We start from the raw sequence: 23,885 nt of genomic DNA on the forward strand, positions 1-23,885 counted from the left end.
AGTGAGTCTATAACAATGAAAAAATTAACCATTGGTTTAATTGGTAATCCAAATTCCGGTAAGACAACCTTATTCAACCAGCTTACCGGCGCGCGCCAGCGCGTAGGCAACTGGGCTGGCGTCACGGTCGAGCGTAAAGAGGGCCAGTTCGCCACCACCGACCATCAGGTGACGCTGGTCGATCTCCCCGGTACTTACTCCCTGACCACCATTTCCTCGCAAACCTCTCTCGATGAGCAGATTGCCTGCCACTACATTCTGAGCGGTGACGCGGATCTGTTAATCAACGTGGTGGACGCCTCCAACCTCGAACGTAACCTGTACCTGACGCTGCAACTGCTGGAACTGGGTATTCCCTGCATCGTCGCGCTTAACATGCTTGATATTGCCGAGAAGCAGCAGATCCGCATCGACATTGACGCGCTGTCTGCGCGTCTGGGCTGTCCGGTAGTGCCGTTGGTCTCCACCCGCGGACGCGGTATCGAATCGCTGAAGCTGGCCATTGACCGCCACCGTAAAAATGAAAACGTTGAGCTGGTCCATTACGCGCAGCCGCTGCTGCGTGAGGCTGACAATCTCGCCAACGCCATGTCGAAGACCCTGCCGTCGCATCAACGTCGCTGGCTCGGTTTGCAGATGCTGGAGGGCGATATTTACAGCCGCGCCTATGCGGGCGACGCCGCACACCAGCTGAACGCCTCGCTGGCGCGTCTGAGCGAAGAGATGGACGACCCGGCGCTGCATATCGCCGACGCCCGCTACCAGTGCATCGCCGCGATTTGCGACGTAGTCAGCAACACCCTGACGGCGGAGCCCAGCCGCTTCACCGCCGCGATGGATAAAATCATCCTCAACCGCTTCCTCGGACTGCCCATTTTCCTGTTTGTGATGTACCTGATGTTCCTGCTGGCCATTAACATCGGCGGCGCGCTGACGCCGATTTTTGACGCAGGCTCCGTCGCCATCTTCATTCACGGTATTCAGTGGATTGGCTATACCCTCCACTTCCCGGACTGGCTGACCATCTTCCTTGCCCAGGGACTTGGCGGCGGGATCAATACCGTTCTGCCGCTGGTGCCGCAGATCGGCATGATGTACCTGTTCCTCTCTTTTCTTGAAGACTCCGGTTACATGGCGCGCGCCGCCTTTGTTATGGACCGTCTGATGCAGGCGCTGGGGCTGCCGGGCAAATCGTTCGTTCCGCTGATCGTCGGCTTTGGCTGTAACGTGCCGTCGGTGATGGGCGCCCGTACGCTGGACGCGCCGCGTGAACGCCTGATGACCATTATGATGGCGCCGTTTATGTCCTGCGGCGCGCGGCTGGCGATTTTCGCCGTGTTTGCGGCGGCCTTCTTCGGGCAAAACGGCGCGCTGGCGGTCTTCTCCCTGTATGTGCTGGGCATTGTGATGGCCGTACTCACCGGCCTGATGCTCAAACATACCATTATGCGCGGCGAAGCCTCGCCGTTCGTGATGGAGCTGCCGGTTTATCATATTCCGCATATCAAGAGCCTGGTGATCCAGACCTGGCAGCGCCTGAAAGGGTTTGTGCTGCGCGCCGGTAAAGTGATCGTCATTGTCAGCATCTTCCTGAGCGCGTTTAACAGCTTCTCGCTGGGCGGCAAAATCGTCGACAACATCAACGACTCGGCGCTGGCCTCCATCAGCCGCGTGATTACGCCGGTGTTCAAGCCGATTGGCGTACACGAGGACAACTGGCAGGCCACGGTAGGTCTGTTTACGGGCGCGATGGCGAAAGAAGTGGTGGTCGGGACGCTCAACACGCTCTACACCGCGGAAAACATCCAGGAAGAGGAGTTTAACCCGGCGGAATTCAGCCTCGGCGATGAACTGCTGGGCGCGCTGGACGAAACCTGGCAAAGCCTGAAAGACACCTTCAGCCTGAGCGTACTGGCGAACCCGATTGAAGCCAGCAAGGGCGACGGCGAAATGGCGACCGGGGCGATGGGCATCATGGACGCGAAATTCGGCAGCGCCGCGGCGGCCTACAGCTATCTGATCTTCGTACTGCTGTATGTGCCCTGTATCTCGGTGATGGGGGCGATTGCCCGTGAATCGAGCCGCGGCTGGATGGGATTCTCAATCCTGTGGGGGCTGAACATCGCCTACTCCCTGTCGACGCTGTTCTATCAGGCTGCCAGCTACGCGGAACATCCTGTCTATAGCCTGGTTTGTATTCTGGCGGTGATAGTGTTTAACGTCGTGGTGATTGGCCTGCTGCGTCGGGCGCGTAGCCGGGTGGACGTGAACCTGCTGGCGACGCGTAAAAGCGTCAGCGCCTGCTGCGCCGCGACCACCACCACGACCGGCGACTGCCACTAAGGCGTAACGATGGCTTCACTGATCCAGGTTCGTGATTTACTGGCGCTGCACGGCCGCATGGAGGCGACGCAGATCGGTCAGACGCTGCACACGCCGCAGCCGATGGTCGACGCTATGTTGAAGCAACTGGAAAGCATGGGCAAAGCCATACGGATTCAGGAAGAACCCGACGGCTGCCTTTCGGGAAGCTGCAAAAGCTGCCCGGAAGGCAAAGCCTGCCTGCGCGAATGGTGGCGTCTGCGCTGACTCGCTGCTGGAGACTGGCGCGATAGCGGCCCGGCGTATTTTTTGCGTGCTGCGTTGGGCAAAAATGTACGCCTTTCACTAGCCGATTTTTTTCTTCCGTCATGTCTCGCAAGGGTAATATTTACCGGATGCGGCTGGCAGAACCGCCGTTTACTCTCCCGTCATCTTACTGTTCAGGTGACGGAACGCCATGGCTACATCTACGCCGCATGACGCAATTTTCAAAACATTTCTCCGCCATCCCGCGACCGCGCGGGATTTCCTTAAGCTCCATCTGCCCGCCTCTCTGCAAAGCCTCTGCGATTTGAAAACACTGAAGCTGGAGTCGGGGAGTTTTATCGAAGAACAGCTGCGGGCTTATTATTCCGACATATTGTGGTCGCTGAAAACCCGTGAAGGGGACGGCTATATCTACGTTGTTATTGAACATCAAAGCACGCCGGATGCTCATATGGCGTTTCGGCTAATGCGCTACGCCATTGCGGCGATGCAGCAGCATCTGGATGCAGGACATAAAAAATTACCGCTGGTAGTGCCGATGCTGTTTTATCACGGCGCCGAAAGTCCCTATCCGTTTTCCTTGTGCTGGCTCGAGGAATTCGATAACCCGCAGCTGGCGAGACAGCTTTACGCCAGCGCATTTCCCCTTGTCGACATCACCGTCATACCGGATGACGACATCATGCAGCATCGACGAATGGCGCTGCTGGAGCTGATACAAAAGCATATCCGCACCCGTGACCTGCTGGGGCTGGTGGAAAAACTGGCGACCCTGCTTGTTAAAGGACACGCTAATGACAAACAGCTTAAAGCGCTATTTAATTATCTTTTGCGTTCCGGCGACGCCGATCGCTTTGACGAATTTATCCATGCGGTGGCGGAACGCTTACCCCAGCACAAGGAGAGGATGATGACGATTGCCGAAAGATTACGTCAGGAAGGCCATCAGCGCGGCCTGGAAAAAGGCATGGAAAATGGGCTGAAGCAGGGCATCAAAAAAGGCTTACGGTTAGGCAGACGCGAAGAAGCGCAGCGTATTGCGCGAACTATGCTGGCTGATGGAATCGATCGCCATACCGTACTCAGAATCACCGGCCTGTCAGCCGACGATCTGACGTTATCAGGCCACTGATACCCTGCCAGGCGCCTTTGCACAGCCGGGCAAAGACGTCATTATCGTGACGGCCTGAGCGCCAGCAGCGCTTCGCAAAACGCCTCAGGATGGGAAATAAACGGCGCATGGGCGGCTTTGGCAAAAATATACGATTCACTCTGCGGCCATAGCGCATCCAGCACCGGCACAATTTTGCGCGGCACCAGGCCGTCGAGATAGCCGTACAGGCGCAGGAAAGGCAACTGTAGCGATTTCAGCGATTCGCGCAGATCGACCGTTTTAAGGATCTCCAGCCCGCCGTTAAGCACCTCCACCGGCGGCATCGGCAGCGCCAGCACCGTCTTTTTGAGGGCGCGCGCGTCCTGTCGCGCCGATTCCGTTCCCATCGTTTGCAGCGCCAGAAAACGCTCGACCGTACGCTGAAAATCTTCACTTAGCTGCTGCTGGAATCCTGCCAGCACCTCGGGCTTGATCCCCGGCCAGTCGTCGCGGGCGCTAAAGCAGGGCGATGAGGCGACGGTGACCAGCGCCTGTACACGCTCCGGATGGGCCAGCGCTACCTGACTGGCCACCAGCCCGCCAAGGCTCCAGCCCAGCCAGATCGCCTTATCAGGGGCCTGACTTAGCACCCGCTCCGCCATCGCCTCAAGCGACATCGCGCCAAAACCCTGACTACGACCGAAGCCTGGAAGATCCACCAGATGCAGCGTAAAATGCGCGCTTAATTCCGCGCTGATGCAATGCCACACCTCCGCATTCAGTCCCCATCCGTGCAGCAGCACAAGATGACAATTTCCCTCTCCACGGGTCTGCCACCAGACGTCATTCATCAGTTACAGTTCTCTTTTCGCTTACCAGGATGGATACATGCTAACAGTACCGGGATTATGCTGGCTATGCCGAATGCCGCTGGCGCTCAGCCGTTGGGGAATCTGCTCCGTCTGCCAGCGCGCGGCGCGGCGCCGGGTTTCCCTCTGCCCGCAGTGCGGATTACCCTCCACACATGCCACGCTTTCCTGCGGACGCTGCCTGCAAAAACCGCCGCCGTGGCAGCGGCTGATCGCGATCGGCGATTACGCGCCGCCGCTGAGCGCGCTTATTCACCAGCTGAAGTTTTCCCGTCGCGCGGAGATCGCCCCCGCGCTGGCACGTATGCTGCTGCTGGACGTTTTACAGGCGCGCCGACAGAACGGATTGCTTCTGCCGGACCGGCTAATCAGCGTGCCGCTCTGGCAGCGGCGGCACTGGCGAAGAGGATTTAACCAGAGCGATCTGCTGTGCCGCCCGCTGGCGCGCTGGCTCAGATGCGCCTGGGACAGCCAGAGCGTAACGCGCGTACGCCCTACCGCGACTCAGCATCATCTCAGCGCCCGCTTGCGCAAACGCAACCTGAAAAACGCTTTTCGCCTTGAATTGCCCGTCCGGGGACTCCATATGGCTATTGTGGATGATGTCGTCACTACCGGAAGTACCGTCGCGGAGATTGCGCAGTTGCTTTTACGCAACGGCGCGGCGACGGTCCAGGTATGGTGCCTGTGTCGAACCTTGTAGAGCAACGATGATGGGCGTATTATAACCAACTAAAATAGTCAACTATTAGGCCATTACTATGATCCGTATTTCCGATGCTGCACAAGCGCATTTTGCCAAACTGCTGGCAAATCAGGAAGAAGGGACACAAATCCGCGTATTTGTGATCAATCCCGGTACGCCTAACGCTGAATGCGGCGTTTCTTATTGTCCGCCGGACGCTGTGGAAGCAACCGACACCGCCCTGAAATTTGACCTGCTGACGGCATATGTTGACGAACTGAGCGCGCCGTTTCTGGAAGACGCTGAGATCGATTTCGTTACCGATCAGCTGGGTTCTCAGCTGACGCTGAAAGCGCCGAACGCCAAAATGCGTAAAGTGGCCGATGATGCGCCACTGATGGAGCGCGTGGAGTATATGCTGCAATCGCAGATCAACCCGCAGCTTGCCGGCCACGGCGGTCGCGTTTCCCTGATGGAGATTACCGACGAAGGCTACGCGATTCTGCAGTTTGGCGGCGGCTGTAACGGCTGTTCAATGGTCGATGTCACCCTGAAAGAAGGGATCGAGAAACAGCTGCTGAACGAATTCCCGGAGCTGAAGGGCGTCCGCGATTTGACTGAGCACCAGCGCGGCGAGCACTCTTACTACTAAGTTTTTCCCTCCTGTTGCCCGATGGCGCTTACGCTTATCGGGCCTACGAATGGCATCTGTTTTCAGGGCGTCAAACGCTTTCGCCGGAGTGCCGATGGCGCTTGCGCTTATCGGGCCTGTACTTGTAAAACGTCTCTTCTCTTCCTGCGCAATAATATGACCTGCCTCGCATAATTTAAATTTTGCCCGCTGGGGTGATTCTCAATTGCCACATGTTACCCGTATCATCGATATGGGCACCAAACATACAAATAACATCTGACTAAACTAAATAGTTCGACGTAAAGCAGTCGCGGTGCCGTTACATCTCTGTTCCCAGTTGGGACAACCGGAAATTGTCGTCTGAACACTGACGTTACCCATAACAAAATGAAAGGCCAAGTAAATCATGCCATTAGTCATCGTTGCTATCGGTGTAATCTTGTTATTACTCCTGATGATCCGCTTCAAAATGAACGGTTTCATCGCTCTCGTCCTGGTGGCGCTTGCTGTTGGATTAATGCAAGGAATGCCGCTGGATAAAGTTATTGGCTCCATCAAAGCTGGTGTCGGCGGTACGCTGGGCAGCCTGGCCCTGATCATGGGATTTGGCGCCATGCTCGGCAAACTGCTGGCGGACTGCGGCGGCGCGCAGCGTATCGCCACCACCCTGATTGCCAAATTTGGTAAGAAACACATTCAGTGGGCCGTGGTGTTAACTGGCTTCACCGTCGGCTTCGCGCTGTTCTACGAAGTGGGTTTCGTGCTGATGCTGCCGCTGGTATTTACCATTGCCGCCGCGGCGAATATTCCTCTGCTGTACGTCGGCGTACCAATGGCCGCCGCGCTGTCCGTTACCCACGGCTTCCTGCCGCCGCACCCCGGTCCAACCGCTATCGCCACCATCTTCCAGGCCGATATGGGTAAAACCCTGCTGTTCGGAACGATCCTGGCGATCCCAACCGTTATTCTCGCCGGCCCGGTATTTGCCCGTTTCCTGAAGGGTATCGATAAGCCGATCCCGGAGGGTTTGTACAGCGCGAAAACATTCAGCGAAGAAGAGATGCCAGGCTTTGGCGTCAGCGTCTGGACCTCGCTGGTGCCGGTAGTGCTGATGGCGATGCGCGCCGTCGCGGAAATGATTCTGCCGAAAGGACACGCTTTCCTGCCGGTGGCTGAGTTCTTTGGCGATCCGGTCATGGCGACGCTGATTGCAGTGCTGATCGCCCTGTTCACCTTCGGTCTGAACCGTGGCCGTTCGATGGATCAGATCAACGACACCCTGACCTCCTCAATCAAAATTATCGCCATGATGCTGTTAATCATCGGCGGCGGCGGCGCGTTCAAGCAGGTGCTGGTCGACAGCGGGGTGGACAAATATATCGCCTCGATGATGCATGAAACCAATATCTCGCCGATCCTGATGGCGTGGTCTATCGCTGCCGTTCTGCGTATCGCGCTGGGCTCGGCTACCGTAGCGGCGATCACCGCAGGCGGGATCGTGGCGCCGCTGATTGCCACCACTGGCGTAAGCCCGGAGCTGATGGTAATTGCCGTCGGTTCCGGTAGCGTCATCTTCTCTCATGTGAACGATCCGGGCTTCTGGCTGTTCAAAGAGTATTTCAACCTGACCATCGGCGAAACCATCAAGTCCTGGTCAATGCTGGAAACCATTATCTCGGTCTGCGGCCTGATAGGGTGTCTGCTGCTGGGAATGGTGGTCTGATAACCTTCTCTGATGGTAAAAAAGCCGGGTGGCGCTAACGCTTACCCGGCCTACAGAAACTGCTACCATTTTACGCCAGATGGCGACGCGCAGCGTCTTATCCGGCCTACAGAAACAGCTGCGCGTTATCGCTTTTTACCCACTGCCCGCCTGCGCTTATCGAGATCCTTAATCAGCTTGTTCACCCGCTCATCGGCAAACATCGCCTCAAGAGAAGCGGAAAGCTTACGACGCCAGTTTTTATACTGATAGCTGGTGCCCGGAATGTTCACCGGCTCCGCCATATCCAGCCAGTCCTCCGGCTGCAGCCCCAGCAGCGCGCTATGGCTGTCGGCGATATAACGCTGCATAGCGCGATTGAGCACCGGCGTCATCGACATCAGCGAAGCCTTGCGCCCGGCGCGTTTCGGCAGACAGCCATATGTATGCAGCGCATCCAGTAGCCCCTGCTTCGCCAGTTCGCGGTCCTGATACAGTCCGCGCAGCACCTCTTCATCAGGGTACAGCCCCAGCGTTTTGCCCAGCGTCAGATCGCCGCTCTCCCAATAGCCGCGCAGCGTAGGAAGATCATGCGTGGTCGCGACGGCCATTGACTGTTCCGGATACGCCTGCGGCGCGCGGTAGTTTTTCTCATGATCGTTCTCGAAATAGAGAACCTTGTATGAGTAAACGCCGCTGTTGCGCAGCTTGCTGACAATCTCCACCGGCACAGTGCCCAGATCTTCGCCAATCACCATGCACTGATGACGCTGGCTTTCCAGCGCCAGAATCGACAGCAGATCGTCGACCGGATAGTGAACATACGCCCCCTGGTCGGCGGTTTCACCATACGGGATCCACCACAGACGCAGCATCGACATCACGTGGTCGATGCGCAGCGCGCCGCAGTTCTGCATATTGGCGCGCAGCAGTTCGATAAACGGCTCGTAGGCGCGCGCCGCCATGATATGCGGGTCCATTGGCGGCAGGCCCCAGTTCTGCCCGAGCGGACCGAGAATATCCGGCGGCGCGCCGACGGAGGCTTTCAGGCAGTACAGCTCGCGGTCACACCAAGTCTCCGCGCCGCCTTCCGCGACGCCCACCGCCAGATCGCGGTACAGGCCGACCGGCATCTTAAAGCCCTGGCTGGTTTCCCAACAGGCGGCGAACTGAGTGTACGCCAGCCATTGCAGCCAGAGATAGAAATCCACCTCGTCGCGATATTCCTCGCAGAAAGTTTTCACCGCCGGGGAGTCTACCGACCGGTACGCTTCCGGCCACACCGGCCAGCCCCAGCGTAGTTCGTCTTCCTGCACCTGATGCGCATGAATCGCGTCAAACGCCGCCTGCCAGTAGAGGCTTTCACCCTCCTGCGTCACGAAATAGCGAAATGCCGCCATCTGCTCATCGTCACGCACGGCAAAGCGTTTCCACGCCATACGCAGCGCCGCCATTTTCAGCGCGGTAACCGTGGAGTAATCAACCCAGTCGGCCTCACGCGCCTGCTTCAGCGTCTGCTGCGTGGTTGGCATTCGCCACCACGCCTGCGCCTCTTCGCTGCGCTGGAAATCTTCAACCGCATTGACGTCAATATAAATCACGTTCAGCCAGCGGCGTGATGAGGGACTATAGGGGCTGGCACTTTCCGGATTGGCCGGATAGAGGGCGTGAATCGGATTTAAGCCGATAAACGCCCCGCCGCGTCTGCCGATATCCACCAGCATCGATTTCAGATCGCCAAAATCGCCGACTCCCCAGTTGTTTGCGGAACATAGGGTATAGAGCTGCACGCACGCGCCCCACAGTTTTTGCCCGTCCAGCAGCGCCTGCGGCTCATAGCAGCGCTTCGGCGCGACGACGATCCGGCAATGGCTGCGCAGTTCTCCCTGGGTCAGCGTCAGGGTGTGATAACCGAGCGGCAGCTTCGCCGGCAGGTTAAACGCTTTGCCGCCGGACGCACGGCCTTTGAACTGTTCGCCCTGCTCGGTCGTCAGCAGCCAGTGAAATTCGCCCTTCCCTTCAACGGTAAGCGGCATCTTTTTACCTGCGGTATACACCTTAACGCCCGGCACCGGGGATGCCGTCCCCTTCGTGGCGGCGGGGGTACGGTGCATCGCGTCCAGCAAACGCCGCCTGGTTTCGGCGCTAATGGACTGCGGTTTACCGTGGGCATTGATATAGTTGGGGCTGATCCCCGCCGCCAGCGCGGCATTATCCAGACGTTTGCTATCCATCGCGCTCCCTTAGCGTTTTGCCTGCCAGATGCGGGCCTGATAATCACGGATAGAGCGATCGGAGCTGAACATGCCGCAGCGCGCGGAGTTGAGGATCGCCGCGCGAGTCCAGCCCTCCGGGTCACGATACAGTACGTCCACCTGCTTTTGCGCCTCTACATAGGCGGCGAAATCCGCCATCACCAGATACGGGTCGCCGCCCTGCTTGCCGATGCTATGCAGCATCGGGTCGAACGCATGTTTGTCGCCATCGCTGTATTTGCCGCTTTCCAGCTCTTTCAGCACGGCATCCAGCACCTTATCTTTCTTACGCCATTTCACCGGATCGTAGCCTTTCGCCTTCAGAGCTTTTACCTCTTCCACAGTATGGCCAAAAATGAAGATGTTTTCGTCGCCAACCTTATCGGCAATTTCGACGTTCGCCCCGTCCAGGGTGCCAACCGTCAGCGCGCCGTTGAGCGCCAGCTTCATATTGCCGGTACCGGAAGCCTCTTTACCCGCCGTGGAGATCTGCTCAGAGACATCCGCCGCCGGGATTAGCATTTCCGCCGCCGATACGCAGTAGTCCGGCAGGAACATCACCTTCAGCCTGTCGCCGACCAGTGGATCGTTGTTGATAGTGTCCGCCACTTTATTGATAGCGAAGATGATATTTTTCGCCAGGTAATAGCCCGGCGCCGCCTTGGCGCCAAACAGGAATACGCGCGGTACGCGGTCTGCCTGCGGGTTTTCGCGGATCTCTTTATACAGCGCCAGAATATGCAGCAGGTTGAGGTGCTGACGCTTGTACTCGTGCAGGCGCTTAATCTGGATATCAAAAATCGCCTGCGGATTAATCTCAATGCCGGTCCGCGCCTTTACAAATTCCGCCAGACGCTCTTTGTTGGCCCGTTTTATATCGCGCCAGGTCTGACGGAATTTCGCGTCGTCCGCATACTTCTCCAGCTTGATCAGCTGGTCGAGGTCGTTAGCCCACTCTTTTTTCAGCGTTTTATCGAACAGCGCCGCCAGCTGTGGGTTGCACTGCTTGATCCAGCGACGCGGGGTGATACCGTTGGTGACGTTATGGAATTTAGTCGGCCACAGCTGGTGATATTCCGGGAACAGATCTTTTACCACCAGATCGGAGTGCAGCGCCGCCACGCCGTTTACCGCAAAGCCGCTGACCACGCACATATTCGCCATGCGCACCTGTCTGTCATGCACCACCGCCAGCTTCGCCCAGACCTGCTTGTCGCCCGGCCAGGTTTTATCAACCAGCGTCTTAAAGCGCGCGTTAATCTCTTTGATGATCTGCATATGGCGCGGCAGCAGCGCTTTCACCAGCTTCTCATCCCAGCACTCCAGCGCTTCCGGCATCAGGGTGTGGTTGGTGTAAGCGAAGGTCCTGCTGGTAATTGCCCAGGCGTCGTCCCAGCTCATCTGATGCTCGTCGAGCAGCACGCGCAGCAGTTCCGGAATGGCGATGGTCGGATGGGTGTCATTAAGCTGAATGACTTCGTAATCCGCCAGCTCATGCAGCTTACGTCCTGCCAGATGGTGGCGACGCAGAATATCGGCCACCGAACAGGCGCACTGGAAATATTGCTGCATCAAACGCAGCTTTTTACCCGCGGTATGGTTGTCGTTCGGGTAGAGAACTTTGGTCAGCTTATCGGCGTCGATGCCCTGCTGCTCGGCGCGCAGAAAATCGCCGTCGTTAAATCGGGTTAGGTTGAACGGGTGAGCATGGGTGGCCTGCCACAGACGCAGCGGTTGCGCCACGCCGTTACGGTAGCCCAGCACCGGCAGATCCCACGCCTGGCCGGTAATGGTGAAGCCCGGCTCCCAGCGCCCCTCCTTCGTCACTTTACCGCCAATACCGACCTGTACATCCAGCGCTTCGTTATGGCGGAACCACGGATAGCTACCGCGGCCCCAGTCATCCGGCGCTTCCATCTGCCTGCCGTCGGCAAAGGACTGGCGAAACAGGCCATACTGGTAGTTCAGACCATAGCCGGTTGCCGACTGACCAACGGTTGCCATTGAGTCGAGGAAGCAGGCGGCAAGACGTCCCAGACCGCCGTTGCCCAGCGCCGGATCGATCTCTTCTTCCAGCAGATCGCTCAGGTTAACGTCATGCGCTTTCAGCGCCTCGCTCACGCCTTCATACCAGCCCAGATTCAGCAGGTTATTGCCGGTCAGACGACCAATCAGGAACTCCATTGAAATGTAGTTCACATGGCGCTGATTGTTCACCGGCTTTGCCGCAGGCTGAGCGCTGAGTAATTCAGCCAGCGCACCGCTGACCGCCTGCCACCACTGGCGGGAGGTCATCTCGTGAGCCGACAGTAAACCGAAACGCTGCCACTGACGTGTCAGGGCTGCCTGAAATTGCTCTTGATTGAAGGTAGGCTGTGACATAGGAATTCCCGGTCCTTTGATAATAAAACAACGTTATCGCTAGTTTGCCTGGCTCAATGTTGACCTTCCTCATCCCGGCCAGCATTAGCCAGGGAGGAGTAGCGGGGATGAGGGTAAAAGTGTGATCGAGAGCACTAACGCTTTACTTTCGTACCGATTCGTCCGCCAGAAAGCGCTTAGTTTTTCCAGAATCCGTCTATTCCGCTTAAGCACCGGGAAATGTTTTTGCGAATTTTAGTCGATCCATTGAGATATTTATTACGCTAACCTTTAAATACACCGGCAGGCGAAAAACAAACGCGTTGAAATAATAAAAATTCGGGCGCAAACTGAAGTTCTATTATCGCAATATATTATTCACACATATTAATCATAAGGAATAATATGGCACACTTATCCTGGTTAACCCTGAAAGGTGAGTTACAAGGGGATATATCTGCACGATGCGGCTCCCGGAACTCAATAGGAAATAAATCACAAACCCGTCATCTGGATCAGATATTGATTTATGGGCTTGATCATGAGACAACGCGCCAGCAAAATGTTTGTCATCATGAGTTGCGAATCGTTAAGCCTGTTGATCGCGCCTCTCCTTTACTCAATAAAGCCATTAACGATAACGAGTCGCTTGATTGCATCATCGATCTCTATCGGGTCAGTCCAGGCGGTCAGCTGGAGGTTTATTATAAAATTAAATTATACAAGGCTCATATCTCTCACATAAATATTATCGTCCCACATAATATTATTGAAAGTGGGAATGAAGCTCAAGAACGGGTTTCTTTTATTTATGAATCCATCAGTTGGGAACACTGTATGGCAAGCACCAGCGCTTTCAGTTTATGGAGCGACCGTCGCATCTGAGTCCGTATAGCTTAGACAAGGAAATAACATGCGCTATCGACAATCTTCATTGAGCGATTTCTTATCACATCATCGCGGTGATAATCCACTCCGCGATTCAGCAGATATCCGCTGGCATTCAATGAATCCCATGCTGCGTGATATGGCTTTAATGGACGGGTCATTTATCACTCAACACCACCACATCCTCCTGCTGACCATTGAGGAAGCGCAGCAGGTTATCGATGATTTGACAGGTGGCGTCGATCGGTTTTTTTCATACCGGGCAGGGCCAGGCAATATAAAAGATGGGCTGGATGCCTTTCGCAATTTGTCTAAACTCACCACCTGGTACAACCCGGCCAAGGAACTGAAGTTTAACTTTGATGTTTTAAAAATCAAAGCCATTGAGTACAAAGTGGGCGGTAAAACCTATATAAAAATTACCGGATATCCCGGTATACGCCGCATACTTAACGGCACTCGCTACGGCGCTAAACATCCCCAAATACTGGAAATGGCCATTGGCAAACGAGGGCTTTACAACAACATCAGCAACGGCGTGAGGTATTGCATCTATTTCTCGCTGGCCTGGCGAGCGATTGAACTCATTTTTAAGTCTGATTATGACCTGGTTGATTTTCTGGTCGATATAACAATGGATATGGCAAAGGCGGTGGTGTCGGGGGTTGTGATTGGGGTTACTATTACAGGTCTCCTGGCAATATTTAGTTTCCCGGTAATAGCCACCACGACTATCATCGTTATTATGGGTTTAATCCTTAACAAATCTTTAAATATCACTGATGACAAAGCAGGGCTATCAAGAGAGTTAAAAAATAAATTGCGCGATTATATATATAATCATAGAAGTTATGATTACGGATTCGATCACCCCAATTTTTACTCATTCTAAGGAGGAGTAATGAAGAAGATTTATTTACGCCTTTATGCCATTGCACTTATTCTTTTTTTCCTCGCAAATCTGGATTTTTTGTTATTTGGCAGGGTAATGACTGACTTTTTATCCCTGATAAAGATGGGTGATATTATTAGTTATGACAAAACATGCCTGCTGCTTAGTGGCGCACCGGTGATAATTTTGGTTTTAATTTTATCTGTTGTGGCATTGTTCAGCAAAGATGCACATGCCAGTATCCCAGCGCCGATAGAAGCTCCTGTGGTCTTTATTGTTGTCTTTTCTTTAATTATCGGCTTTATTGTAAACTTTGTCGTTCCAATTTTACTCGCGGCATTCTCTTACACCTCCTGTCCCCAGGAAAAACTCCATGATTATTATGTAACCGACATCGAACTTTGCAAAACGATTGTCGATAAGCGTAGTTTCTGGTAACTCTCATTCAAAACAGCTGGCGTGGAGAAAATGACGCTGTTGTTTCCAGCCTTTTGCCACTGAATGAGAGGGGTTACTTTTCAAAAATAATTTATCACGGTAAGTTACAATTACTTTTCTCTTCACCCGTGTCAGCATCATCTTTCAGATTGTACTCATTGTACAAAAAAAGGGGAAGTATAAGGTGCCTTCCTTATCAGACCTGACTTCGGTACATGTTCCGCGTGATATAAAATTGTGATTTAGTGCAAATTAAGGCGGTCCGTTATCGGACATAACTTGCAAAAATTCTTAATCTGGCCGACCTTATAACCATTAATTACGAAGCGCAAAAAAAATCGCAGTCCCGCCATTTTCCACAGTGAAGTGTTAACTATGTTGATTCCGTCTAAATTAAGTCGTCCGGTTCGTCTCGACCATACAGTGGTTCGTGAGCGCCTGTTGGCTAAACTTTCCGGCGCGAACAATTTCAGGCTGGCCCTGATCACAAGTCCTGCGGGGTATGGAAAAACCACTCTTGTTTCACAATGGGCCGCAGGCAAGAGCGACCTCGGCTGGTATTCATTAGATGAAGGCGACAATCAGCAGGAGCGCTTTGCCAGCTATTTAATTGCCGCGATCCAGCAGGCCACCAATGGACATTGTGCTACCAGCGAAGTGATGGTGCAAAAACGCCAGTACGTCAGCCTGACTTCACTTTTCGCGCAGCTGTTTATTGAGCTGGCGGAGTGGCATCGCCCGCTGTATCTGGTCATTGACGATTATCACCTGATCACCAATCCGGTGATTCATGAGTCGATGCGTTTCTTCCTGCGCCATCAGCCGGAAAACCTGACCCTGGTGGTGCTGTCACGTAATTTACCGCAACTGGGGATTGCGAACCTGCGGGTGCGCGATCAACTGCTTGAGATCGGCAGCCAGCAGCTGGCTTTTAACCATCAGGAAGCAAAGCAGTTTTTCGACCGCCGTTTGTCCTCGCCTATCGAAGCAGCCGAAAGCAGCCGGATGTGCGACGACGTGGCCGGTTGGGCGACAGCGCTGCAGCTGATCGCCCTCTCCGCCCGCCAGAACAATCACTGCGCTCACCAGTCCGCACGCCGTCTGGCAGGGATTAACGCCAGCCACCTTTCCGATTATCTGGTCGATGAAGTGCTCGACAACGTCGACGTCAGCACCCGCCATTTTCTGCTGAAAAGCGCTATCCTGCGCTCAATGAACGATGCGCTGATCGTGCGCGTAACCAGCGAAGAAAACGGCCAGATGCGTCTGGAGGAGATCGAGCGTCAGGGGCTGTTCCTGCAACGGATGGACGATACCGGCGAGTGGTTCAGCTACCATCCGCTGTTTGGCAACTTCCTGCGTCAGCGCTGTCAGTGGGAGCTGGCAACGGAGTTACCGGAGATCCACCGCGCCGCGGCGGAAAGCTGGATGGCGCAGGGCTTCCCGAGCGAAGCCATCCACCACGCGCTGGCGGCCGGCGACGCGCATATGCTGCGCGATATCCTGCTGAACCACGCGTGGGGATTATTTAACCACAGCGAACTCTCGCTGCTGGAGGAGTCATTAAAAGCGCTGCCGTGGGAAAGCCTGCTGGAAAACCCGCGACTGGTGCTGCTCCAGGCCTGGCTGATGCAGAGCCAGCACCGTTACAGCGAGGTCAATACCCTGTTGGCGCGCGCTGAACAAGAGATCAAAGGCGTGATGGACAGCACCCTGCACGCGGAGTTTAACGCGCTGCGGGCGCAGGTAGCGATTAACGACGGCAATCCTGACGAAGCGGAGCGGCTGGCGAAACTGGCGCTGGATGAGCTGCCCATAGCCTGGTACTACAGCCGCATCGTCGCCACCTCAGTACACGGCGAAGTACTGCACTGCAAAGGCGATCTCTCCCGCTCGCTGGCGCTAATGCAACAAACCGAACAGATGGCACGCCATCATGACGTCTGGCACTACGCGCTGTGGAGCCTGATCCAGCAAAGCGAGATCCTCTTCGCCCAGGGCTTTTTACAGGCCGCCTGGGAGACTCAGGAAAAGGCGTTCCAGCTGATCAAGGATCAGCATCTGGAACAGCTGCCGATGCACGAATTTCTGGTACGCATTCGCGCGCAGCTATTGTGGGCGTGGGCGCGTCTGGACGAAGCGGAAGCCTCCGCCCGCAGCGGCATTGAAGTGCTTTCCGCCTTCCAGCCCCAGCAGCAGCTTCAGTGTCTGGCCCTGCTGATCCAGTGCTCGCTGGCGCGCGGCGATCTGGATAATGCCCGCAGTCACCTCAACCGCCTGGAAAACCTGCTCGGCAATGGACATTACCATAGCGACTGGATCTCCAACGCCGATAAGGTGCGGGTGATTTACTGGCAGATGACCGGCGATAAAAAGTCCGCCGCCAACTGGCTGCGCCACACGCCGAAACCGGAATTCGCCAATAACCACTTCCTGCAAGGGCAGTGGCGCAATATTGCCCGCGCGCAGATTTTGCTGGGGGAGTTTGAACCGGCAGAGATCGTGCTGGAAGAACTGAATGAGAACGCGCGCAGCCTGCGGCTGATGAGCGATCTCAACCGTAACCTGCTGTTGCTCAATCAGCTCTACTGGCAGTCCGGACGGAAAAACGACGCCCAGCGCGTCCTGCTCGACGCCCTGCAGCTTGCCAACCGCACCGGTTTTATCAGTCATTTCGTGATTGAAGGCGAAGCGATGGCGCAGCAGCTGCGCCAGCTTCTTCAGCTCAATACCCTGCCGGAGCTGGACCAGCATCGCGCGCAGCGCATTTTGCGTGAGATTAACCAGCATCACCGTCATAAGTTCGCGCATTTTGACGAAGGATTTGTCGAACGCCTGCTGAACCATCCGGAAGTGCCGGAGCTGATCCGTACCAGCCCGCTGACGCAGCGGGAGTGGCAGGTGCTGGGGCTGATTTATTCCGGCTACAGCAACGAACAGATTGCCGGCGAGCTGGCTGTCGCGGCCACCACCATCAAAACCCATATCCGCAACCTGTATCAAAAGCTCGGCGTAGCCCACCGTCAGGATGCGGTACAGCACGCGCAGCAGCTGTTGAAAATGATGGGTTACGGGGTATAAACCAGCCGGATAACGCGCGTTACGCGGCCATCCGGCGAGGTGATTAGCACAGTTCCAGCTGAATATGGTGGTCGGTGATCACCTGCATAATCCCCGCTGGCGGCAGCGTATCGGTATAAACCGCATCCACCATACTGATACTGCCCATATTGACCATCGCGTTACGACCAAACTTGGAGTGATCCACCACCAGCATGACGTGGCGGGAATTTTCGATGATGGCGCGCTTGGTGCGCACTTCGTGATAGTCGAACTCCAGTAGCGAACCGTCGCTGTCGATGCCGCTGATCCCCAGAATGCCGAAATCGAGACGGAACTGCGAAATAAAGTCGAGGGTCGCTTCGCCGATAATCCCGCCGTCGCGGCTGCGCAGCTCGCCGCCGGCGAGAATAATACGGAAATCGTCTTTCGCCATCAGCGTATTCGCCACGTTCAGGTTGTTGGTCACAATACGCAAATTACTGTGGTTGAGCAGGGCGTGCGCCACGGCCTCCGGCGTGGTGCCGATGTCGATAAACAGCGTCGAACCGTTCGGGATCTGGGTGGCGACCTTGCGCGCGATGCGCTCTTTTTCCGCCGTCTGGGTGGCTTTACGATCGTGCCAGGGGGTATTCACCGAACTGGACGGCAGCGCGGCGCCGCCGTGATGACGCAGAATCATGTTCTGATCGGCCAGATCGTTGAGATCGCGACGAATGGTTTGCGGGCTGACGGAAAAATGCTCCACCAGCTCCTCTGTACTGACGTATCCCTGTTTTTTTACCAGCTCGATGATCGCGTCATGTCGTTGTGTTTGTTTCATTGTTATTCCCTGAAATCTTGCCGGATAGCGACGCCTGGCGTCTTGTCCGGTCTACGGATCGTACCTTCCCCATTGCGCCGCTATCCGGCGCAACCTTAATCATGTTCGTTTTCGCGCATTTATCGTATCTGCCAGCGCCATCGTCAGGCCAACCGCCAGTCCGGCGATGTGCGCCCCGTTAGCCATCGACATGCCAAACAGATCGAACCATCCGGCGACGATCCAGATTAACGCAAAAACTATCAGCCCGCCTTGCAGGTAGATACCGCTCTGCGGATCGCGTACGCCGCGCAGCCAGACGTAGCCCATCAGTGCGTAGACCACGCCGGACAATCCGCCGAACCACGGGCCGCTGAATTTCTGCTGCACATAGCCGCTCAGCAAAGCGCTGATAACAGTAATCACAATTAGCTTGCCGCTGCCAAGCCGCTTCTCCACCGCCCCGCCAAGGTACCACCACCACAGCAGGTTGAAGAGAATATGCATCAGTGAGAAATGCATAAAGGCGTGGGTGAAGTAGCGCCAGACCTCAAATTTCAGTGACGGATCGAACGGCCACGCCAGCCACGCCATCACGGTTTGATAGCCAATCAGACTCTGAACAATAAACACCAGCACGCAGAGCGCCATGATAAACCAGGTCACCGGTCCGGCGCGCTCGCGCAGCGTGGCGAAAAACGGAAAACGACGATAATGCAGGCCGCTGCCGGTATGGCCGGACTGCCAGCTGGCCGCCAGATAGCGCGGATCGGCAGGGTTCTCCAGAAAACGCGCCAGCTCCACGCGCACCCGTTCGGCCTGGGACTCATCCGCCAGCCAGACATCGCTTTGCTGATGTTGTTGAATGGTCAGAATAACGCCCTGCGTCGCCATATAATCGACAAAGGCCTGCGCCACGCGGGGGTTAGCAAAAGAGGTAATCATCAACATGGTTGCGATCGCTTAATCCATACAAAAGGAGACAGTATATAGGCCCTGCTTCGTTCCGGCTGCATCTTTGTTGGCTTAAGCGCCACTGGCGACTTCGGCGGGAAAATGACGGTGCCAGGCGTCAAAACCGCCATCGACGCTGTACACCGCGTCATAGCCCTGTTGTAGCAGATACTGCGCCGCCCCTTTACTGCTATTGCCGTGATAGCACATCACCATCACCGCCGTGTCAAAATCATATTCGCGCATAAACGCGCCCAGCGTATCGTTCGTCAGATGAAACGCCTGCGGCGCGTGCCCCATCGCAAAACTTTGCGGATCGCGGATATCCACCAGCACCGCCGCGCCCTGTTGCAGCTTCTGGTGCGCTTCTTCAACGTTAATACATTCAAACTGATCCATAGATTCTCTTCTTTATTTTGCAGGTGACGCTTTTCAGGCATGTTACCGCTTAGTGTACGTCCCGGCGGCGGTGAAACGCCATAATGTTATATGTATCACTGTAAATTGTTTATTCAATGTTACCAGGGGCGCGTTTTTTTGCTATTATGCTCGATAACGAACATTTATGAGCTATAACGAAAGCGTAAGAGGACAGCATGGAAACCAAAGATCTGATTGTGATAGGGGGAGGCATCAACGGTGCCGGTATCGCGGCAGATGCCGCCGGACGCGGTTTATCCGTGCTGATGCTGGAAGCGCAGGATCTTGCGTGCGCCACCTCTTCCGCCAGCTCGAAACTTATTCACGGCGGCCTGCGCTACCTGGAGCACTATGAATTCCGTCTGGTCAGCGAAGCGCTGGCCGAACGTGAAGTATTGCTGAAAATGGCGCCGCATATCGCCTTCCCGATGCGATTCCGCCTGCCGCACCGCCCACATTTGCGTCCGGCATGGATGATCCGCATTGGTCTGTTTATGTACGATCACCTGGGTAAACGTACCAGCCTGCCGGGCTCGACCGGTTTGCGTTTTGGCTCAGAGTCCGTCCTGAAGCCCGAAATCGTGCGCGGTTTCGAATACTCTGACTGCTGGGTGGACGATGCCCGCCTGGTGCTGGCGAACGCGCAGATGGTGGTGCAAAAAGGCGGCGAGGTGTTAACCCGCACCCGGGCGACCGCCGCACGCCGCGAAAACGGCCTGTGGATTGTCGAAGCGGAAGATATCGATACCGGCAAGAAATACACCTGGCAGGCGCGCGGTCTGGTTAACGCTACCGGTCCATGGGTAAAAGAATTTTTCGACGAGGGGATGCACCTGCCGTCGCCGTACGGCATTCGTCTGATCAAAGGCAGCCATATCGTGGTGCCGCGCGTTCACAGCCAGAAACAGGCCTACATCCTGCAAAACGAAGACAAGCGTATTGTGTTTGTGATTCCGTGGATGGAGGAGTTCTCGATCATCGGCACCACCGACGTCGAGTACCACGGCGACCCGAAAGCGGTGAAAATCGACGAAAGCGAAATTAACTATCTGCTGAAGGTGTATAACGCTCACTTTAAGAAACAGCTGGGTCGCGACGATATCGTCTGGACCTACTCCGGGGTGCGCCCGCTGTGCGATGACGAATCCGATTCGCCGCAGGCCATCACCCGTGACTATACGCTGGATATTCATGACGAGAACGGCAAAGCGCCGCTGCTATCAGTTTTCGGCGGCAAACTGACGACCTACCGCAAGCTCGCCGAACACGCGATGGAAAAACTGTCGGGTTACTATCAGGGCATTGGCCCAGCGTGGACCAAAGAGTGCGTGCTGCCGGGCGGAGATATCGGCGGCGATCGCGAAGATTACGCGGCGAAGCTGCGCCGTCGCTATCCGTTCCTGAGCGAATCGCTGGCGCGCCATTATGCGCGCACCTACGGCAGCAACAGCGGCTTGATTCTCGGCGAAGCGACGTCGCTGGCCGATCTCGGCGAGAATTTCGGCCACGAATTCTATGAGGCGGAACTGAAGTACCTGGTGGACCACGAATGGGTTCGCCGCGCCGACGATGCGCTGTGGCGCCGCACCAAAGAGGGAATGTGGCTTAACGCCGAGCAACAGTCTCGCGTTACCCAGTGGTTGACGGCGTATATGGAAAAACATCCGTTGTCGTTGGCGTCGTAAAGAGTATACCGGATGGACTCAAATGCCGGATGGCGGCTGCGCCTTATCCGGCCTACGGGCGAACGTAGGCCGGGCAAGCGAAGCGCCCCCGGCAATCTTCCTGTTACAACCGCACCGGATCGATATGCCAGATGGTGTCGGCATACTCCTGAATGGTTCTGTCGGATGAGAAATACCCCATATTGGCGATATTAAGCATCGTTTTGGCGGTCCACTCTTCCGGACGGCCATACAGCTCGTCGACCCTGTCCTGGCAATCAACGTAGCTGCGATAGTCCGCCAGCACCTGATAATGGTCGCCAAAGTTAATCAGCGAATCCACTAAATCGCGATAGCGTCCCGGTTCGTCCGGGCTGAACACGCCGCTGCCGATTTGCGTCAGCACCTGATGCAGCTCCTCATCCTGTTCATAATACTCGCGCGGTTTGTAGCCCTGCCTGCGCAGCTCTTCCACCTCTTCTGCGGTATTACCAAAGATAAAGATATTCTCTTCGCCAACGTGCTCCTGCATCTCGACGTTCGCGCCGTCCAGCGTACCGATGGTCAGCGCGCCGTTAAGGGCGAATTTCATGTTACTGGTGCCCGACGCTTCGGTCCCCGCCAGCGAAATCTGCTCCGAAAGATCCGCCGCCGGAATGATCAGCTGCGCCAGACTGACGCTGTAGTTGGGAATAAACACCACCTTCAGCTTATCGCCAATCTGCGGATCGTTGTTAATCACCTTCGCCACGTCGTTAATCAGATGAATGATGTGTTTCGCCATGTAGTAGGCCGACGCGGCTTTACCGGCGAAAATATTGACCCGCGGCACCCACTGCGCGTCCGGATCGGCCTTGATCCGGTTGTAGCGGGTGATGACGTGCAGCACGTTCATCAGCTGGCGTTTGTACTCATGGATACGTTTGATCTGCACATCAAACAGCGCTTTCGGGTTCACCACCACGTTAAGCTGTTGGGCGATATACACCGCCAGCCGCTTTTTATTTTCCAGCTTCGCCTGGCGCACCGCATGGTTCACCAGCGGAAAGTCGCAGTGTTGTTCCAGCTCGCTCAGCTGGCTGAGGTCGGTACGCCAGGTGCGGCCAATGTTCTCATCCAGCACGGCGGAGAGCGGCGGGTTCGCCAGCGCCAGCCAGCGACGCGGCGTTACGCCGTTAGTCACGTTGCAGAAGCGGGTCGGGAAGATCGTGGCGAAATCGGCGAATAGCGACTGTACCATCAGGTTGGAGTGCAGTTCAGATACTCCGTTCACCTTGTGGCTGACCACCACCGCCAGCCACGCCATGCGCACCCGGCGCCCGTTGGATTCATCAATAATCGAAGCGCGCCCCAGCAGGCTGGTATCGTTCGGATACTGCTCCTGGAGGGTTTTCAGGAAATAGTCGTTAATCTCAAAGATAATCTGCAAATGGCGCGGCAGGATCTTGCCCAGCATATCCACCGGCCAGGTTTCCAGCGCTTCGCTCATCAGCGTATGGTTGGTGTAGGAGAAGACCTGGCAGCAGACCTCAAAGGCGTCGTCCCAGCTGAACTTATGCTCGTCGATCAGCAGGCGCATCAGTTCCGGAATCGACAGCACCGGGTGTGTATCGTTCAGGTGAATGGCGATTTTATCCGCCAGATTTTTGTAGGTTTTATGCAGCTGATAATGACGGCTGAGAATATCCTGCACCGTGGCGGAGACGAGGAAATACTCCTGGCGCAGACGCAGTTCACGCCCGGAATAGGTCGAGTCGTCCGGATACAGCACGCGCGATACGTTCTCGGAGTGGTTTTTATCCTCCACCGCCGCGAAATAGTCGCCCTGGTTGAACTTACCGAGGTTGATTTCGCTACTGGCCTGGGCGTTCCACAGACGCAGCGTGTTGGTCGCATCAGTGTCGTAGCCGGGGATAATCTGGTCGTAGGCCACCGCGAGGATCTCTTCGGTTTCAATCCAGCGCGTTTTCTTGCCTTCCTGCTGGATACGCCCGCCAAAACGCACTTTATAACGCGTATTGTGGCGTTTAAACTCCCACGGGTTGCCGTACTCCAGCCAGTAGTCAGGCGACTCTTTCTGTCGCCCGTCGACGATGTTCTGTTTGAACATACCGTAGTCATAGCGAATGCCGTAGCCGCGTCCCGGTAGCCCTAAGGTCGCCAGCGAATCAAGGAAACAGGCCGCCAGACGCCCCAGGCCGCCGTTGCCGAGGCCGGGGTCATTTTCTTCATCAATCAATTCTTCGAGATCTAACCCCATCGCTTCCAGCGCGCCTTTGACATCGTCATAAATGCCTAACGACAGCAGAGCGTTAGAGAGCGTGCGGCCAATCAGGAACTCCATCGACAGATAGTAGACCTGGCGGGTTTCCTGCGACAACTGGGCGCGGTTAGAACGTAGCCAGCGCTCCACGAGACGATCGCGCACCGCAAACAGCGTGGCGTTCAACCATTCATGCTTATTGGCAATGACTGGATCTTTACCAATCGTGAACATCAGCTTATAGGCAATAGAGTGCTTCAGCGCTTCTACGCTCAGTGTCGGCGATGCATAGGTAAAAGGAGCATTCATAATGGTG

At 55.6% G+C, this 23,885-nt stretch carries 18 protein-coding genes; 11 read left to right on the forward strand and 7 right to left on the reverse strand.

Translation table 11 applies throughout. From position 1 onward, the window contains the following. The first annotated feature begins 15 nt into the window (after nucleotides 1-15). The 3 genes from feoB to K7R23_RS04440 all read left to right on the forward strand — a co-directional run bounded on the left by feoB (nucleotide 16) and on the right by K7R23_RS04440 (nucleotide 3,721). On the forward strand, nucleotides 16-2,343 hold the full coding sequence (feoB, locus tag K7R23_RS04430; protein ID WP_012908345.1) for a Fe(2+) transporter permease subunit FeoB: 2,328 nt from the start codon (nucleotides 16-18) through the stop codon (nucleotides 2,341-2,343). A gap of 9 nt (nucleotides 2,344-2,352) precedes the next feature. Next, nucleotides 2,353-2,589, forward strand: coding sequence for a [Fe-S]-dependent transcriptional repressor FeoC (gene feoC, locus K7R23_RS04435; RefSeq protein WP_012908344.1), 237 nt, complete (start codon nucleotides 2,353-2,355; stop codon nucleotides 2,587-2,589). Between the two features lie 190 nt (nucleotides 2,590-2,779). Continuing rightward, nucleotides 2,780-3,721, forward strand: a complete 942-nt coding sequence (locus K7R23_RS04440) for an Rpn family recombination-promoting nuclease/putative transposase (RefSeq protein ID WP_012908343.1) — start codon at nucleotides 2,780-2,782, stop codon at nucleotides 3,719-3,721. A gap of 41 nt (nucleotides 3,722-3,762) precedes the next feature. On the opposite strand, the gene bioH is transcribed toward K7R23_RS04440, so the two are convergent. Beyond that, nucleotides 3,763-4,533, reverse strand: coding sequence for a pimeloyl-ACP methyl ester esterase BioH (bioH, locus tag K7R23_RS04445; protein WP_012908342.1), 771 nt, complete (start codon nucleotides 4,531-4,533; stop codon nucleotides 3,763-3,765). Nucleotides 4,534-4,570: 37 nt separating this feature from the next. Between bioH and gntX the strand changes: the two genes are divergently transcribed. The 3 genes from gntX (at nucleotide 4,571) to gntT (ending at nucleotide 7,593) form a co-directional block, all read left to right on the forward strand. After that, nucleotides 4,571-5,254 carry a DNA utilization protein GntX gene (gene gntX, locus K7R23_RS04450; RefSeq protein WP_012908341.1) on the forward strand — a complete coding sequence of 228 codons (684 nt, stop codon included), beginning with the start codon at nucleotides 4,571-4,573 and terminating at the stop codon, nucleotides 5,252-5,254. A gap of 58 nt (nucleotides 5,255-5,312) precedes the next feature. Continuing rightward, entirely contained in the window at nucleotides 5,313-5,888 is a 576-nt protein-coding gene (gene nfuA / locus K7R23_RS04455) for a Fe-S biogenesis protein NfuA (protein WP_012908340.1), read from the forward strand. 388 nt (nucleotides 5,889-6,276) lie between these two features. Further along, nucleotides 6,277-7,593 carry a gluconate transporter gene (gntT, locus tag K7R23_RS04460; RefSeq protein WP_024133040.1) on the forward strand — a complete coding sequence of 439 codons (1,317 nt, stop codon included), beginning with the start codon at nucleotides 6,277-6,279 and terminating at the stop codon, nucleotides 7,591-7,593. 125 nt (nucleotides 7,594-7,718) lie between these two features. Here gntT and malQ read toward each other — a convergent pair whose 3' ends face one another. Together malQ and malP are read right to left on the reverse strand one after the other, a co-directional pair. Beyond that, complete coding sequence (malQ, locus tag K7R23_RS04465) at nucleotides 7,719-9,806, reverse strand: 4-alpha-glucanotransferase (RefSeq protein WP_012908338.1); 2,088 nt, start codon at nucleotides 9,804-9,806, stop codon at nucleotides 7,719-7,721. A 9-nt stretch (nucleotides 9,807-9,815) separates the two neighbouring features. Further along, nucleotides 9,816-12,209 (reverse strand): maltodextrin phosphorylase, encoded by a 2,394-nt coding sequence (gene malP / locus K7R23_RS04470; protein WP_012908337.1) that lies wholly within the window; start codon nucleotides 12,207-12,209, stop codon nucleotides 9,816-9,818. A gap of 384 nt (nucleotides 12,210-12,593) precedes the next feature. Between malP and K7R23_RS04475 the strand changes: the two genes are divergently transcribed. The 4 genes from K7R23_RS04475 (at nucleotide 12,594) to malT (ending at nucleotide 17,487) form a co-directional block, all read left to right on the forward strand. Next, nucleotides 12,594-13,073 carry an Hcp family type VI secretion system effector gene (locus tag K7R23_RS04475; RefSeq protein WP_012908336.1) on the forward strand — a complete coding sequence of 160 codons (480 nt, stop codon included), beginning with the start codon at nucleotides 12,594-12,596 and terminating at the stop codon, nucleotides 13,071-13,073. Nucleotides 13,074-13,101: 28 nt separating this feature from the next. Further along, nucleotides 13,102-13,968 carry a hypothetical protein gene (locus tag K7R23_RS04480; protein ID WP_012908335.1) on the forward strand — a complete coding sequence of 289 codons (867 nt, stop codon included), beginning with the start codon at nucleotides 13,102-13,104 and terminating at the stop codon, nucleotides 13,966-13,968. Nucleotides 13,969-13,977: 9 nt separating this feature from the next. After that, a complete protein-coding gene (locus K7R23_RS04485; protein WP_012908334.1) occupies nucleotides 13,978-14,406 on the forward strand; it encodes a DUF1240 domain-containing protein in 429 nt (142 codons plus the stop codon). Between the two features lie 375 nt (nucleotides 14,407-14,781). Beyond that, the gene (malT, locus tag K7R23_RS04490; RefSeq protein ID WP_043013299.1) at nucleotides 14,782-17,487 is read left to right on the forward strand and encodes an HTH-type transcriptional regulator MalT; all 2,706 of its coding nucleotides are present in this window, start codon (nucleotides 14,782-14,784) and stop codon (nucleotides 17,485-17,487) included. A 43-nt stretch (nucleotides 17,488-17,530) separates the two neighbouring features. Here malT and K7R23_RS04495 read toward each other — a convergent pair whose 3' ends face one another. The 3 genes from K7R23_RS04495 to glpE all read right to left on the reverse strand — a co-directional run bounded on the left by K7R23_RS04495 (nucleotide 17,531) and on the right by glpE (nucleotide 19,621). Beyond that, entirely contained in the window at nucleotides 17,531-18,289 is a 759-nt protein-coding gene (locus K7R23_RS04495; protein ID WP_012908332.1) for a DeoR/GlpR family transcriptional regulator, read from the reverse strand. Nucleotides 18,290-18,388: 99 nt separating this feature from the next. Further along, complete coding sequence (gene glpG / locus K7R23_RS04500; RefSeq protein WP_012908331.1) at nucleotides 18,389-19,219, reverse strand: rhomboid family intramembrane serine protease GlpG; 831 nt, start codon at nucleotides 19,217-19,219, stop codon at nucleotides 18,389-18,391. 75 nt (nucleotides 19,220-19,294) lie between these two features. After that, the gene (gene glpE / locus K7R23_RS04505) at nucleotides 19,295-19,621 is read right to left on the reverse strand and encodes a thiosulfate sulfurtransferase GlpE (RefSeq protein WP_012908330.1); all 327 of its coding nucleotides are present in this window, start codon (nucleotides 19,619-19,621) and stop codon (nucleotides 19,295-19,297) included. A 197-nt stretch (nucleotides 19,622-19,818) separates the two neighbouring features. Here glpE and glpD point away from each other — a divergent pair, with 197 nt between their 5' ends. Beyond that, entirely contained in the window at nucleotides 19,819-21,327 is a 1,509-nt protein-coding gene (gene glpD, locus K7R23_RS04510; RefSeq protein WP_012908329.1) for a glycerol-3-phosphate dehydrogenase, read from the forward strand. Nucleotides 21,328-21,430: 103 nt separating this feature from the next. On the opposite strand, the gene glgP is transcribed toward glpD, so the two are convergent. Then, on the reverse strand, nucleotides 21,431-23,878 hold the full coding sequence (gene glgP, locus K7R23_RS04515) for a glycogen phosphorylase (protein WP_012908328.1): 2,448 nt from the start codon (nucleotides 23,876-23,878) through the stop codon (nucleotides 21,431-21,433). Nucleotides 23,879-23,885: the final 7 nt, after the last annotated feature.

The sequence above is a fragment of the Citrobacter rodentium NBRC 105723 = DSM 16636 genome, from assembly GCF_021278985.1.
In the GTDB taxonomy this organism is placed as follows: Bacteria; Pseudomonadota; Gammaproteobacteria; order Enterobacterales; family Enterobacteriaceae; genus Citrobacter_A; species Citrobacter_A rodentium.

Coding starts and splice junctions, on each gene's coding strand:
- feoB (WP_012908345.1), top strand. CDS start 16: ATGAAAAAATTAACCATTGGTTTAATTGGTAATCCAAATTCCGGTAAG.
- feoC (WP_012908344.1), top strand. CDS start 2,353: ATGGCTTCACTGATCCAGGTTCGTGATTTACTGGCGCTGCACGGCCGC.
- K7R23_RS04440 (WP_012908343.1), top strand. CDS start 2,780: ATGGCTACATCTACGCCGCATGACGCAATTTTCAAAACATTTCTCCGC.
- bioH (WP_012908342.1), bottom strand. CDS start 4,533: ATGAATGACGTCTGGTGGCAGACCCGTGGAGAGGGAAATTGTCATCTT.
- gntX (WP_012908341.1), top strand. CDS start 4,571: ATGCTAACAGTACCGGGATTATGCTGGCTATGCCGAATGCCGCTGGCG.
- nfuA (WP_012908340.1), top strand. CDS start 5,313: ATGATCCGTATTTCCGATGCTGCACAAGCGCATTTTGCCAAACTGCTG.
- gntT (WP_024133040.1), top strand. CDS start 6,277: ATGCCATTAGTCATCGTTGCTATCGGTGTAATCTTGTTATTACTCCTG.
- malQ (WP_012908338.1), bottom strand. CDS start 9,806: ATGGATAGCAAACGTCTGGATAATGCCGCGCTGGCGGCGGGGATCAGC.
- malP (WP_012908337.1), bottom strand. CDS start 12,209: ATGTCACAGCCTACCTTCAATCAAGAGCAATTTCAGGCAGCCCTGACA.
- K7R23_RS04475 (WP_012908336.1), top strand. CDS start 12,594: ATGGCACACTTATCCTGGTTAACCCTGAAAGGTGAGTTACAAGGGGAT.
- K7R23_RS04480 (WP_012908335.1), top strand. CDS start 13,102: ATGCGCTATCGACAATCTTCATTGAGCGATTTCTTATCACATCATCGC.
- K7R23_RS04485 (WP_012908334.1), top strand. CDS start 13,978: ATGAAGAAGATTTATTTACGCCTTTATGCCATTGCACTTATTCTTTTT.
- malT (WP_043013299.1), top strand. CDS start 14,782: ATGTTGATTCCGTCTAAATTAAGTCGTCCGGTTCGTCTCGACCATACA.
- K7R23_RS04495 (WP_012908332.1), bottom strand. CDS start 18,289: ATGAAACAAACACAACGACATGACGCGATCATCGAGCTGGTAAAAAAA.
- glpG (WP_012908331.1), bottom strand. CDS start 19,219: ATGTTGATGATTACCTCTTTTGCTAACCCCCGCGTGGCGCAGGCCTTT.
- glpE (WP_012908330.1), bottom strand. CDS start 19,621: ATGGATCAGTTTGAATGTATTAACGTTGAAGAAGCGCACCAGAAGCTG.
- glpD (WP_012908329.1), top strand. CDS start 19,819: ATGGAAACCAAAGATCTGATTGTGATAGGGGGAGGCATCAACGGTGCC.
- glgP (WP_012908328.1), bottom strand. CDS start 23,878: ATGAATGCTCCTTTTACCTATGCATCGCCGACACTGAGCGTAGAAGCG.